This is a genomic window from Streptococcus sanguinis (genome assembly GCF_003943735.1).
Taxonomy (GTDB): Bacteria; Bacillota; Bacilli; order Lactobacillales; family Streptococcaceae; genus Streptococcus; species Streptococcus sanguinis_E.
This window is the reverse complement of sequence record NZ_RJMV01000010.1, coordinates 62434-75839: the sequence shown is the minus strand read 5'-3', so window position 1 is coordinate 75839 and position 13406 is coordinate 62434. Positions and strand designations below refer to the sequence as shown.

Sequence of the window (13406 nt, the reverse complement as noted above, 5' to 3'; positions counted from 1 at the left end):
TCACCTTGCCAAGGTGGGGGTCGCGGGTTCGAATCCCGTCGTTCGCTTGAGGCGGCCGGGGTGGCGGAACTGGCAGACGCACAGGACTTAAAATCCTGCGATTGGTAACGATCGTACCGGTTCGATTCCGGTCCTCGGCATAGACTTGTAAGAGGCAGTAGAAGAAGATGAGCACCCTTAGCTCAACTGGATAGAGTACCTGACTACGAATCAGGCGGTTAGAGGTTCGACTCCTCTAGGGTGCATTAAATTGTTTGATTTTTTCTTAAGTTTTGCTATAATGAATTTAATATGAATAGTGAGCACCCTTAGCTCAACTGGATAGAGTACCTGACTACGAATCAGGCGGTTAGAGGTTCGACTCCTCTAGGGTGCATTTGGAAGCGAAGTCTTAGGGCTCCGTTTTTAGATTGTTTAAACACCGGGAAGTAGCTCAGCTTGGTAGAGTACTTGGTTTGGGACCAAGGTGTCGCAGGTTCGAATCCTGTCTTCCCGACTAGATAACATAGAAGATAGATATACTGATCTATCTTTTTTGTGTTTCAAGAAAACTCTGTGTTCAGTATCTATGACTTAGTTAACATCTGCTGTTATTAAGAATCCTTAGTTATAGTCGGAATTAATAAGCAATATATTCTTTTAGAACTACTGGTCTCGTCTCTTTATATAATCTTATTAGAAAGCAAGGAATTTGATTACTTAATTTAGTTTGGTTTTAAAGACTGGTGTTCCGGGAGTTTAGGCTGTATCAAGCTGCTGAAATGTACTTTTTATTTGAGATGAGTAATATTAAGGATAAAAACCTCTGATAGCAGTGAATAGTGGCTTTCAGAGGTTTTTATATGTGCTGAGTTTGATTTACTACATCAAAGAGTATTCGTCAGATAGCATAATGGTTTCTTTGCCCTTGTTATCAACGATGTAGACTTTTCTGGGAAAGAAAGGGTCAAATTGATAGTTTAAGTCAAATGAAATAATGGTGTTGAAGCTTTTTTGTGAGAATCGTAGAGATACTCTTCCTTGGCGATTGATGATTTCAAATTTAAGGACTGGGCGAAGTTCAAAGACACCTTTGAGATTGTTATCAATGATATACCAGAATGAGTCGACAATTTCTTCAGGGAGGCTCGTCATGATGCCAAAGCTGGCATATCGTCCGAGAGTATTTGTAAATGCCATGGGAGACTCCTTTCTTACAGTCTGGATTTTCTTATATGATACCCGAAAATGCTTGAGATTGCAAGAATTTGAGCTCTAGTGAGGCCGAATTAGATAAAAGAAAAAGAGCTTACGCTCTTTGACAACTTTATCGATTCTTTAGTTCAACATAACGTTTGTACCAAATATTGACATAAGCATCTGAAAATGGACCTCTTCCGTTGTTAATCCAATCAACTAGGATTTTGACATTTTCTTTGAGAATGAAATCCAAATCATCAGAATAGTGCATCTGTTTTTTGTGGCGTTCATATTCTTCTACATCCAAGAGACGTTTTTCACCATCAGCAAAGACTTTGACGTCTAAATCATAGTCAATGTATTTTAGAGCTTCATTATCCAGATAGTAAGGACTGGCCAGGTTGCAGTAGTATGAAGTTCCATTGTCGCGAATCATGGCAATGATATTAAACCAATATTTTTTATGAAAATAGACAATGGCTGGTTCACGAGTTACCCAACGTCGGCCATCACTTTCTGTTACCAGTGTGTGGTCATTAACACCAATAATGGCGTTTTCTGTTGTCTTTAGTACCATGGTATCTCGCCAGGTGCGGTGAAGATTCCCATCATGCTTATAACTTTGAATTGTAATAAAGTCGCCTTCTTTTGGAAGTTTCATAACTTACCAACTTTCTACAATTTATAAGTTCATCTTCTATATTGTAACATATTTTCATAGAAATGCATAAGTTTTCATTGGAAATCTTAAAGATATTCTCTCAGGGCGCTAGCGATGTCGGAGAAATCATAGCCTTTGCGTGCTAGAGCTTGGGTCAGACGCTGTTTTAAGTCATAGCCGTCGTATTTTTTTGAGTACTTGCGGTATTGCTTGTCTAGCTCTTTATAGAGCAGCTCTTGCTGGTTTTCTTGGTCTTCTTCGATTTCCAAATGCTGATAGGCGGTTTTGGCTTGGCTATATGAAAAACCTTTGTTTATCAAAGATTGAAGAAGTTTATCTTGTAAGGCCTTGCTGGGCAGTTTTCCCTGGTGTTTTTTGAGCAATTTTTCGGCAACCTTGTCTGTTAGTTCAGTGAAATCAAACTGGTTCAATTCCTCTTCTATGATAGTACTTGAAATCCCTTTTTGACTGAGTTTTTGTTTGAGAACAAAAGCACCTTTATCACCAGTGAGAAGATTGGATTGGATGAAAGAGTTAGCATATTTTCTATCATTAATCCAATTATCCTTTTTTAGATTGTCCAAGACCTGGCTGATGATTTCTGGTTGGATGTCGTGCTGCGTTAAGTAGTCTTTAACTTCCTTAGCAGTTCTTTGCTTGAAGGAGAGATGATAGAGGGCTAGATTTTTTCCGTAAGAAAATTGGGCATAGCCTTGAATTTCTGATAGCTCCTGCTCTGTGATTTCCATTCCTTTGGACAGCATGAAGCGAACGATGGTGTCTTCTGTGATATAGAGCTTTTCACTATCGTCCAACTCCAAGAGGTAGAGTCTTTTTTTCTTTTCAATTTTTGTGATTTTCATAAGAGATTTTGGTAGAATCCTTTCTTTTAGCCAAATGCTTCAAAGGCAGCAATCAAGCGCAGTTTGTCTGTATCAACATCCTTCCGGCCATAGTAGTCAAGAAAGAGCTCTGCATATTGAGGGTCAGATAAATTATAAGTAAGAGACCAGATTGCCCAGTAAAGATCAATGTGGCGGTCGCTAAGGCCAGCGAGGCCAAGGTCAATAAAGTAGGAGAAGGTTGAAGCGTCTTTCAGAATGAAATTAGGCAAACAGGCATCTCCATGAATCAAGGTGTCCGCCGTCAGTAGGTGTCCCTGTTCTTGGATAAGCTGGTAAGCTTCCTCTCGGCTTTGGATATGAAATTGAGGCAATAAAGCTTTTTGATAAAAACAGCCTTTCCGATAATTTTCCTCTGCTTGTTCTTTATAGTGTTGGAGGCGATGCTGGATTGGGAAATGCTGGGGTTGGAGGCTGTGAAGTCTTTTGAGTGCGGCAGCCATCGTTTGGCAAAGTTCTTCTGGCTGTTGGAGAAAGGCTAGGGCGTCCTTACCCTTGGCTTCTTTAGTCAGCAGGTAGTCTTTATCTGCTGCTAGGTAGTGGATGACAGGTACACCGAGTCCTTGCTTTTCAAACCATTTGGCAAGTGTGGCTTCTTGGGCTAACTGTTCTTTTTGGTCGATTTTCAAATAATAGCCCGTATCAGCATAGAAAACACTGGCTGCAGAATGTGAGGAGCTGTCGTAAAAGTTGGCCCCCTCTAGATAAGTTCGTATTTGCTTAGGGAAATGGGCTAGTGGAAGGGATATTTTTTCTGCTTTCATACTTTTATTGTAACATATTCTCAACTAATGCGAGGCGGCGTGGTATAATAGAAGCATGAATGTGAAAGTGAAACAAAGAATTCTTTTGAAAATTAAGAAAATGGGGATTAATGGGGAAGGGATTGGATTTTATAAGAAAACGCTGGTCTTTGTGCCAGGGGCTTTGAAGGGTGAGGAAGTCTACTGTCAGGTGACTAAGGTTCAGCGTAATTTCATCGAGGCCAAGCTCTTGACCATCAACAAGCGCTCGAAGTTTCGGGTGGAGGCGCCTTGTGAGATTTATGATAGGTGTGGGGGCTGTCAAATCATGCACCTCCACTATGGCAAGCAGTTGGAGTTTAAGGAGGATTTGCTGCGTCAGGCCTTGAAAAAATTTGCGCCAGCTGGTTACGAAAACTACGAGATTCGTCCGACCATTGGTATGCAGGAGCCGCTCTATTATCGGGCCAAGCTACAGTTTCAGACTCGGAAGTTCAAGGATGAGGTTAAGGCTGGGCTTTATGCCCAGAATTCCCACTATCTGGTCTCGCTGAAAAACTGTCTGGTTCAGGACAAGGTAACGCAAAACATCATCAATAAGGTGGCTCGGCTTTTAAGTAAGTATAGGCTGCCTATCTATGATGAGAGGAAGATTGCTGGAGTACGCACTGTCATGATTCGCAGGGCCAGAAAGACGGGGCAGGTGCAGATGATTTTTGTGACAGGGCGTAAGCTGGACTTTTCTCCAGTCGTTCGAGATCTAGTGGCTGAATTTCCAGAGTTGGAGACAGTAGCGGTCAATTATCATACGAGCAAGTCCAGTGAGATTTATGGGGATAAGACAGAGATTATCTGGGGCGAGGAGGCTATCCAAGAAGGGGTGCTGGACTATGAGTTCTCCCTGTCTCCTCGAGCTTTCTATCAGCTCAATCCTGAGCAGACTGAGGTGCTCTATGGGGAGGCGGTTAAGGCGCTGGATGTGACGAAAGAAGACCATTTGATTGACGCCTATTGCGGAGTGGGTACTATCGGCTTTGCCTTTGCTAAAAGGGTCAAGTCTCTGCGTGGCATGGACATCATCCCTGAGGCCATTGAAGACGCTAAGCGCAATGCGAAACGAATGGGCTTTGACAATACGCTCTACGAGGCTGGGACGGCAGAGGAGATTATTCCTCGCTGGTACGCTGAGGGCTATCGGGCGGATGCCTTGATTGTCGATCCGCCTCGAACTGGTCTGGACGATAAGCTGCTGGAGACGATTGTCCGCTATGCACCTGAGAAGATGGTCTACGTTTCCTGCAATGTCTCAACTCTGGCTCGGGATCTGGTCAAGCTTTGTCAGGTCTACGATGTCCACTACATCCAGTCGGTTGATATGTTTCCGCATACTGCTCGGACCGAGGCAGTAGTGAAATTGTCTAAGAGAAATAGCACTCGTTTGAGTTAATTAGAAACAGCTCGCTAAAGTTGATAAATCATTCTAAAAAGGACTTAGTTTTCTTGTAATACAGGGCTAAGTCTTTTCTTTTGTCAAAATTACAATGGTTTTTATCGGAAGAGTAAGTTCGGAAGGTTAGTCTCCGTCTAATCACTTAGTAAAAAAGAGAACACTCGTTAAGTGTTCTCCAATGGCAATCAGTTATATTAGAATAAACCGAAGACTAGGACTGCAAGGACAGCACCAATAATTGGTCCGACAACAGGAATCCAAGCATAGCTCCAATCGCCATTTCCTTTGTTTGGAATCGGAAGGAGACTGTGCATAATGCGAGGTCCTAAGTCACGAGCCGGGTTGAGGGCATAGCCAGTTGTTCCACCAAGAGAAAGACCAATCCCGACAATCAATGTTCCGACTGCAAAAGTGCCAATGCCTGCTTGTAGTTTATAAAGCCCAAGAGCGAAGATAGTCAGTACAAGAACAAAGGTTCCAAGGATTTCGCTAATCAGGTTAGAGAAGGTATCTTTGATAGCTGGGCCTGTGCTGAATGTACCCAGAACGTTAGCCGGATTTTCTTCAGCTAGATAGTGAGGTTTGAATTGTAGGAAGACGAGGAACTGTCCGACCATAGCACCTGCAAACTGAGCAAGGATGTAAGGAAGAACAGATGCCCAAGGCAAATCACCTTTCAGGGCTACTCCAATAGTTAGGGCCGGATTCAGATGGGCTGGGCCAAGGTTGCCAGATACAAAAGCAGCGATGGCAACGGCAATCCCCCATCCCATGGTAATCACAATCCAGCCTGAATTGTGACTCTTAGTTTTGGGAAGAACTACACCTGCAACTACACCATTTCCCAGAAGGAGCAAGAGCAGTGTTCCTAAAAATTCGCCAAATATTTCTTTCATCATTTATGTTACTCCATTTAAAAGAAGGGGTGGCAGACAGTTGTTTTGCCTACCGCCTCTTCTCGTATTTTCTATTTTTTTAATTCTTCTAAATCGTTATTTGCAAGGGCAGCTTGAACATCTTTTCGATAAGCTGCTTTTTCTTCTTCTGTCCAGTCGTAGAATCGTCCCATTTCATCCAGAACAGGCTCTACAATCGCATCTAAGCTATCCCGCATAAAGAGCATGTGGTTTGTCCGGCGAAGCAAAAAGTCAACTGGGCTGAGCGCTAATTCATTACGCATAGCATAATGCAGTGACAAGGTATCCGCTAGGCTGAGACCTGGTGCTTCTTCGATACTGTGAGCGAGGGCAAAGACTTTAGGAGCATTTGAACCGTAAAGATTTGCAAGATAGAAGGCTTCTTTGCTGTCTAAGCCACGTGAGACACCAAGTTGAGCAAATGCTTCGATTTCGGAATCCACATTTGCTGGATTGAGCTCTCCGCCTGAAACAGGGTAGGTCTTAGAGTTGATGAGCTTGAAGCTGCGGTCAAATTCTGCTTTGAGGATTTCAAGGACACGCTCCATAGCGCCTTCAGCCATCTTACGATAGTCCGTAATCTTACCGCCAGCAAGGGTCAAGAGGCCATTGTTATCACGTTCCAAGCTGGAACCGCGGGACACAGCAGATGGGTCCAAGTGTTTTTCAGAAGTGCTGCTTTCGAGTTGCATAACAGCCGATTCAACATCCTCACGGGATTTTTCTTTAGCCAAATAGCTTTCAACGGTCGCAATCAGTGCATTGAAACTTTCATCGCTAATGGTACCGTTGTTTCCGCCGTTATAGTCAGAAGCGCTGTTTCCTGCGATCAGAGGACGCAGACCTGCCCAGCTGCTTTCGATGTCGTCAATCGTGATGTTTGCTTCTGGGAAGCGATTATTGACAATGCCCAAAAGGTAATCCACATCTTCTTGTGTTACTTTTGGATGCTCTAGGTCGCCAGTGTAGTCGGTGTCAGTCGTACCAAAGTAGGTTTTATTTTCACGCGGAAGAACAAAGACCATCCGGCCGTCTCCCAAGCCTGTGTCAAAGTAGACTGGCTGAGAAACCTTGATCTTGCTAGAGTCAACCACCAAGTGAACCCCCTTTGTTGGACGCATTTGAGAATATTGCTCACCGTCATTTGACAGATTGCGCACGCTGTCGCTCCAAGGTCCAGTTGTGTTGATGACCAAGCGAGCCTTGATTTCAAAGACTTCATCCGTCAAGAGGTCACGCGCAACAACGCCTGTAATCTTTCCAGAATCGTCAAAGAGGAAACCTTCTGCTTTGACATGGTTGGCAATCAGGGCGCCGTCTTGGTTGGCGCGTTTGATATTTTCAATCACGAGACGTGCGTCGTTGTTGCGGAAGTCAAGATAGACACCACCGCCGACCAGGCCTTCCTTCTTGAGTTCAGGTTCCCGTTCTAAGACTTCTTCCTTGCTCAAGACCTTGTTGGCAGCAGGAGTGTTGTTAACACCAGCCAAGAGGTCATAGAGGTCCATAGCCACTTTGAGACGGAAGAGACTGAAAGTAGCACCCTCTTCTTCGTAGACAGGAAGTAGCATAGGATCTGGTTTTGGAATATGAGGGGCAATTTGCTGGACCACAGCACGCTCAGAAACTGTATCTGAGACCACCTCTACGTCGAATTGCTTGAGGTAACGAAGGCCACCATGGACCAATTTCGTAGAGCGGCTAGAAGTCCCTTCGGCAAAGTCCTGCATTTCAATCAGACCAGTCTCCAGGCCACTTGCAGCTGCTTGCAAGGCTACTCCAGCACCGGTAATCCCACCGCCAATAATCAGGAGGTCCAAGGTGCGTTCCTGCATTTTTTTTATCGATAATTCACGTGTTTTCTTTGAAAATTCCATAATTACACACTTTCTAACTTAGTCGTTTCCTGCTTCTGCTGACTTTATCATCAAAATAAGAATCAGTATTAGTCATCGATTTCCGCAAAGACTTGGGTTGCCTTAACGGCTTTTTTCCATCCTTTGTAGAGTTGTTCCTTACGGGATTCATTCATAGACGGCTCAAAGAGTTCTCCTGTTTCATTGAGAGTGCGGAGTTCGTCTAAGTCTTTCCAGTAGCCTACTGACAGTCCTGCCAAGAAGGCTGCACCAAGAGCAGTTGTTTCTAAGTTTTTAGCACGGGCAATATCGATTCCCAAAATGTCAGCCTGGAACTGCATGAGGAAGTTGTTCATAGCAGCACCGCCGTCTACTTTGAGGACTTGAATAGCAGTCTTAGCGTCCACCTGCATGGTATCAATGATGTCTCGTACTTGGTAAGCGATGGATTGCAGGGTAGCCTTGATAAAGTCTTCCTTGCTGGTTCCGCGGGTCAAGCCAAAGACAGAACCACGTGCATTTTGATCCCAGTAGGGAGCGCCCAGGCCTGTAAAGGCAGGTACGACATAGACTTCGTCATTATTGTGAGAATTGAGAGCATATTTTTCAGATTCTGGTGAATTTTCAACCATCCGAAGACCGTCGCGTAGCCATTGAATAGCACTTCCGGCAATGAAGATAGAACCTTCTAAGGCATAGTAAACTTTGCCGTTGATACCGTAGCCAATGGTTGTCAAGAGGTTGTTTTCAGATAGTTGCATCTCTTCACCAGTATTCATGATGATGAAGGAACCAGTTCCGTAAGTATTCTTAACCATGCCAGGCTCAAAAGCTAGCTGTCCAAAGAGCGCTGCCTGCTGGTCACCAGCCATACCAGAGATTGGAACTTCTCCACCGTAGAAATGGAATGGAGCAGTCTTACCATAGATTTCTGAGTTAGAACGAACTTCTGGAAGCATGGCCTTTGGAATATTAAGGATTTCCAAAATCTCTTCATCCCATTTAAGTTCCTTGATGTTATAGAGCATGGTACGGGCTGCATTTGAGTAGTCAGTCACGTGAGAAGCCCCGTCAGTCAATTTCCAAACCAGCCAGGTATCAATAGTACCAAAGAGCAATTCGCCCTTTTCAGCTCTTTCTTGCGCTCCCTCTACATGATCTAAAATCCAGCGAACCTTGGTAGCAGAGAAGTAAGCGTCAATAATCAAACCAGTCTTTTCATGGAATTTTTCCACATAGCCTTGGCTTTTCAGTTGTTCAGCCAGAGGAGCAGTCTGGCGAGATTGCCAAACGATAGCATTGTAGATAGGAAGACCAGTATTCTTATCCCAGACGACAGTTGTTTCACGCTGGTTGGTGATTCCGATAGCTTCGATTTGGTTGGGTTTGACTCCACTTTCGATGAAGGCACCTGCGATAACGGATTGAACAGAGTTCCAAATTTCATTGGCATTATGCTCAACCCATCCAGCTTGAGGGAAAATCTGAGTAAATTCTTTTTGACTGGAGCTAACTTTTTCTCCTTTTTTGTTAAAGATGATGGCGCGGGAACTAGTAGTTCCTTGGTCGATGGCCATGATGTATTTTTCTTGTGACATGAACTGTCCTCCTAGTAAAAATCTTGAGGATGTTTCCTCTACAGTAACTAGTATATAAAATAAAGCGCTTTCTTGCTCCTCAACTTTTTTTAAATTTTAAAAAAAGTTGAGGAGATTGTGCGAAAATCACAAAGAAGAGAGTGGGACAGAAATCGGTAATTCGTTAGAATTCGATTTCGTCGTCCTACCTCCGCACAGTTGAGTAGGGCTGTAAAAGCTGATGAAATCAGCGTAGTAGAGCCCACTCAACCACTGCGTCTTGCTCGACAATCCAAAGATAATTGAGAGGCTAGGACTTTTGTCCCAGCCTCTTCTCAATGAAATATCATGTGACGGATCTGAGCCAAATCTTCCAAATCCAAGTCATTTTTTAAATAATAGACGGGAATCTGTTGGTCCTGATGGATGGGATTGTTGGTGATGATGAGGTCATAATTTCTGGTAAGGTCGTAGGATTCAATCGTAATAAAGCGATTGTACTCTAAGTACCGCCTTAAAATGGCTGTCATCCTAGAAACAACGATAAAGCTATCTGTTAAGTCCATGCCTATCTTGATGACTTGACCGTCATTTTCAGCAATGTACTCCATCAGCTGGAGCCATTCCCACAACACCTTTTTATCCAGAGATGTTCCCTGCTGGAAAATAGGCAGTTTGCTAAAAATAGTGTCTGCCACTTGTCGATAATCGTCTTCGCTCCATAAGTAAGGATGGCGCAATTCCAAATCATGCTTGTATTTGTCTTGCAAGAGACAGCCTTTGAAAAGAAAGACATGGGCGCAGAGCTGACTGAGTTCGTAGGTCACTTGATCTTCGATGTAGTCACCAAGCAAGTCCTGGCCCTTCATCTCTTGAATGAGTTGCGTAATCAGACCGGCAATTTCACCGCCAAAGCCCAGAATATACTCCATGGTGTGCAGAGGCAGAATCCGATGGGAAAGCAGAAATGAAAAGAAAATCATCATTTCCCCGTCTTCCTGACTCAGAGTGATGTGCTGTCCGGCAAAGAAATCATTTGTTCGGCGATGCAAGCGTTGATAGAAGATGTTTTCAAAATAGCCCTGCATTTTCTGCTCGATGTTTTGGAATTGACAGGCATTGACTCTTAGGCGCTGTTGGGTAATATGTGCCCAAAGAGCCAAGTCCAATCGCTGTCCTTGAGAGAGTTGGGCTCCACAGAGTTCTTCTAAGACGGCAACTTCCTGCCTTCTTTCTGGTTTTTGAAGTTCTTTTTCCCAATCTTGACTAGACCAAACCTTACGAAAGAGGCAGAAATAAAAATAGCGGATCTGGTGCTCAGGACCTTTTAAGCGGCCGTTTTGGATAGATAGCTCAAACTCTGATAAAATCTGATTTAGCCCGGATATATGACGGCCGAGTGTTGCTTCACTGATCATCAGTTCCTGAGCTAATTGATGGGCTAAAAACTGCTGATGATAGAGCAAGTAGTTTAAAATCTGGTATTTAATAGCATTGCCCAAAAAGAGTCTGCGAATGTCTCGTCCCTTGGTATCCGGTCCGATGGACAGACTGAGCGTTTCATCCTGAAGCTGGATGGATAAGGCTGCATGATGGTCCATAGCCTTGTCGTTAATCAAGCTAATGTACTTGGTCAAGGTTGCTTTCGAGAAGCCTGTTTCAGACATAACGTCCTTCAAACTGGATGTAGAATGCTGCTGTAAATAGGACAGGACAATAAACTGCCCCGCTTCACTCTTTTCCATTAAGTCTGCAAGATACATACGAAAACCCTCTCAATTCACTAATCTTAGCTTATCACAAAAGGGAAAAAAGACGAAGCAATGTGCTTTATATTTTCTTATCGTTGCCTGAGGCAATAATGGAAGGCAGAAGTCTGTCATCCTGTCTATCTTAATTCGCTATTCGATTTCCTTTGAACAAGCATAAGAGGAGTAACCTCTCTCTTTTTTTGCTTTGAGTATGATCGCTTTTTTATGGTATAATTGTAGAAAAATGACTATGAGGGAGCAGTTATGGATAATGTGATTGATTTGTCTATCCCAGTGGCAGAAGTGATTGAGAAGCAGCCCGAGGTTTTGGATGTTTTGGTCGAGTTGGGCTTTACGCCTCTGGCCAATCCTGTCATGCGTAATACAGTCGGGCGCGTGGTTTCTATCAAAAAAGGTGCTGGTATGAATGGCATTGACCTGAATGAAATCAAGCAAACTCTGGAATTAAATGGCTATGAAGTGGTGGGGATTTAGGCATGGCTACTGAACGCATTGAAGTCCTCAAGTCTATCTTGCTGGACTTACATAACGGAGCTTCGGCAGAGTCCGTTCAGGAGCTTTTCAACGAGCATTTTGCAGGTGTGTCTGCTATTGAAATCAGCCTGATGGAGCATGAGCTGATGAACTCGGATACGGGAGTGACCTTTGAAGATGTCATGTCCCTCTGCAATGTCCATGCCAACCTCTTTAAAGGTGCCATTCAGGATGTGGAGGTGGCTGATACCGACCATCCAGGCCATCCTGTTCAGGTCTTCAAGCAGGAAAATCTAGCGCTGCGGGCTGCCCTTATGCGAGTTCGTAGGCTCCTATCCACCTATGAAAGCACAGAAGATGAAGAGCTTCTTCCTGAAATCCGCAAGGGACTCCAGCGCCAGCTGGGTTTGGTAGGGCAGTTTGATATTCACTATCAGCGCAAGGAAGAGCTCATGTTTCCCATCATGGAGAGCTACGGCCACGATTCGCCGCCCAAAGTCATGTGGGGGGTAGATGACCAGATTCGAGACATTTTCCAAGTGGCTAAGTCTGCTGCAGAGCAGCTGCCGGATACTTCGATTGAAGAAGTCAAGGACAAGTTTGAGACTTTTGCGGCTGAGTTTGAAGCTATGATTTTCAAGGAAGAGTCTATCCTTCTTATGATTCTCCTAGAATCCTTTACTCAGGATGACTGGCTCAAGATTGCTGAGGAGAGCGATGCTTATGGCTATGCTATCATCAAGCCGACGGAGAAATGGATTCCTGCGCGACATTCATTCTCGGAGGAGGAAGCTGGGGATGCTGCTGATGAAGGAAGCGAAGCGCCAGCCAGTATAGAACAGACTAGTGATGGCAGGTTTCAGCAGGTCATTGATACGCCGGATGGTCAGGTCACCATTTCCTTTAAGCCCAAGGAAAAGAAGGAGCAAGCCATTAATCGGGACTCCCAGCAGCCTTTTGGTCATGGCTATCTGTCGGTGGCGGAGGCCAATCTGATTTTGGATCATCTGCCCATGGAGATTACCTTTGTCAATAAGGACGATATTTTCCAGTATTATAATGACAGTGTGCCGGCGGACGAGATGATTTTCAAGCGGACGCCGTCCCAGATAGGGCGCAATGTCGAGCTCTGCCACCCGCCTAAGTTTTTGGATAAGGTGCGGCGGATATTCAAGGCGCTTCGTGAGGGAAATCGGGACAAGTTTGAGATGTGGTTCAAGTCGGAATCACGGGGCAAGTTTGTTCATGTGACCTATGCGGTGGTGCGGGATGAGTCCGGTGAATTTCAGGGGGTGCTGGAGTATGTACAGGACATTCAGTCCTTCCGTGATATTGACAGTGATTTTTACCGCGATTTGGACTAGACATTTGCAGTTAGAAAGTGAGAAAAATGAGTTACGAACAGGAATTTTTACAAGACTTTGAAGCTTGGGTCAAGACCCAGGTCATGATTAACGAGATGGCCCTCAAGGAGAGTCGAGCAGTCTACGAAGCAGACCAGGACGAGCGGGCTAAGGAAGCGGCTATTCGCTATGAGAGTCGTTTAGACGCCTATCAGTTTCTTTTGGGGAAATTCGCCAACTATCAGGCGGGCAAAGGATTCTACGACCTGCCAGATGGACTTTTGGGTGAGAGAAATTATTGATTTTTCGCTGGAAAGGTGATAGAATAGGTTCATCAGAGGTGTTTTGAGTCAAGCATTTTACAGAAAGTGGCGGTGCTGAGAAGTCCACAATTGTGTCAAGGCTGGTTGCTGATGAGATGAAAAATTGAAATAAAAGTGTCTTTGTATTTACTTCAAAGACGAGAGTTGCGGGCATCTGCCCGAAGTTGGGTGGTACCGCGGATATTGATTCGTCCCTGTCATGGATATGG

At 44.4% G+C, this 13406-nt stretch carries 12 protein-coding genes and 4 tRNA genes; 8 read left to right on the top strand and 8 right to left on the bottom strand.

Features of this window, described 5'->3' with window-relative positions; all coding sequences use genetic code 11:
* Positions 1-54 precede the first annotated feature (54 nt).
* The 4 genes from D8877_RS09755 (at position 55) to D8877_RS09740 (ending at position 496) form a co-directional block, all read left to right on the top strand.
* Positions 55-140 (top strand) — tRNA-Leu (locus D8877_RS09755).
* Between the two features lie 31 nt (positions 141-171).
* Positions 172-245, top strand: a tRNA-Arg gene (locus D8877_RS09750).
* 57 nt (positions 246-302) lie between these two features.
* Positions 303-376, top strand: a tRNA-Arg gene (locus tag D8877_RS09745).
* 46 nt (positions 377-422) lie between these two features.
* Positions 423-496 (top strand) — tRNA-Pro (locus D8877_RS09740).
* Between the two features lie 365 nt (positions 497-861).
* Here D8877_RS09740 and D8877_RS09735 read toward each other — a convergent pair.
* The 4 genes from D8877_RS09735 to D8877_RS09720 form a co-directional block, all read right to left on the bottom strand.
* Positions 862-1179, bottom strand: coding sequence for a DUF960 domain-containing protein (locus D8877_RS09735; RefSeq protein ID WP_125341062.1), 318 nt, complete (start codon positions 1177-1179; stop codon positions 862-864).
* Positions 1180-1306: 127 nt separating this feature from the next.
* Entirely contained in the window at positions 1307-1840 is a 534-nt protein-coding gene (gene ntdP, locus D8877_RS09730; RefSeq protein WP_002896978.1) for a nucleoside tri-diphosphate phosphatase, read from the bottom strand.
* Positions 1841-1926: 86 nt separating this feature from the next.
* Positions 1927-2703 carry a recombination regulator RecX gene (gene recX / locus D8877_RS09725; RefSeq protein ID WP_125353189.1) on the bottom strand — a complete coding sequence of 259 codons (777 nt, stop codon included), beginning with the start codon at positions 2701-2703 and terminating at the stop codon, positions 1927-1929.
* Positions 2704-2729: 26 nt separating this feature from the next.
* The gene (locus D8877_RS09720; RefSeq protein WP_125353187.1) at positions 2730-3506 is read right to left on the bottom strand and encodes an aminoglycoside 3'-phosphotransferase; all 777 of its coding nucleotides are present in this window, start codon (positions 3504-3506) and stop codon (positions 2730-2732) included.
* Positions 3507-3561: 55 nt separating this feature from the next.
* Between D8877_RS09720 and rlmD the strand changes: the two genes are divergently transcribed.
* A complete protein-coding gene (gene rlmD, locus D8877_RS09715) occupies positions 3562-4932 on the top strand; it encodes a 23S rRNA (uracil(1939)-C(5))-methyltransferase RlmD (RefSeq protein WP_125353185.1) in 1371 nt (456 codons plus the stop codon).
* Positions 4933-5129: 197 nt separating this feature from the next.
* On the opposite strand, the gene D8877_RS09710 is transcribed toward rlmD, so the two are convergent.
* From D8877_RS09710 to D8877_RS09685, 4 genes are all read right to left on the bottom strand, one after another.
* Positions 5130-5834 (bottom strand): MIP/aquaporin family protein, encoded by a 705-nt coding sequence (locus D8877_RS09710; RefSeq protein WP_048772879.1) that lies wholly within the window; start codon positions 5832-5834, stop codon positions 5130-5132.
* 68 nt (positions 5835-5902) lie between these two features.
* Positions 5903-7729 (bottom strand): type 1 glycerol-3-phosphate oxidase, encoded by a 1827-nt coding sequence (gene glpO / locus D8877_RS09705; protein ID WP_125353183.1) that lies wholly within the window; start codon positions 7727-7729, stop codon positions 5903-5905.
* Between the two features lie 68 nt (positions 7730-7797).
* Positions 7798-9306 (bottom strand): glycerol kinase GlpK, encoded by a 1509-nt coding sequence (gene glpK / locus D8877_RS09700; RefSeq protein WP_111675406.1) that lies wholly within the window; start codon positions 9304-9306, stop codon positions 7798-7800.
* Between the two features lie 314 nt (positions 9307-9620).
* A complete protein-coding gene (locus D8877_RS09685; protein ID WP_125353180.1) occupies positions 9621-11048 on the bottom strand; it encodes an AcpB/EbpR/MafR family transcriptional regulator in 1428 nt (475 codons plus the stop codon).
* Positions 11049-11300: 252 nt separating this feature from the next.
* Here D8877_RS09685 and D8877_RS09680 point away from each other — a divergent pair, with 252 nt between their 5' ends.
* The 3 genes from D8877_RS09680 to D8877_RS09670 are packed head-to-tail and all read left to right on the top strand — an operon-like array spanning position 11301 to position 13176.
* A complete protein-coding gene (locus D8877_RS09680; RefSeq protein WP_125353178.1) occupies positions 11301-11531 on the top strand; it encodes a DUF1858 domain-containing protein in 231 nt (76 codons plus the stop codon).
* A gap of 2 nt (positions 11532-11533) precedes the next feature.
* Positions 11534-12895 (top strand): DUF438 domain-containing protein, encoded by a 1362-nt coding sequence (locus tag D8877_RS09675; protein ID WP_125341054.1) that lies wholly within the window; start codon positions 11534-11536, stop codon positions 12893-12895.
* Between the two features lie 26 nt (positions 12896-12921).
* A complete protein-coding gene (locus tag D8877_RS09670; protein WP_125341053.1) occupies positions 12922-13176 on the top strand; it encodes a DUF1912 family protein in 255 nt (84 codons plus the stop codon).
* Positions 13177-13406 lie beyond the last annotated feature (230 nt).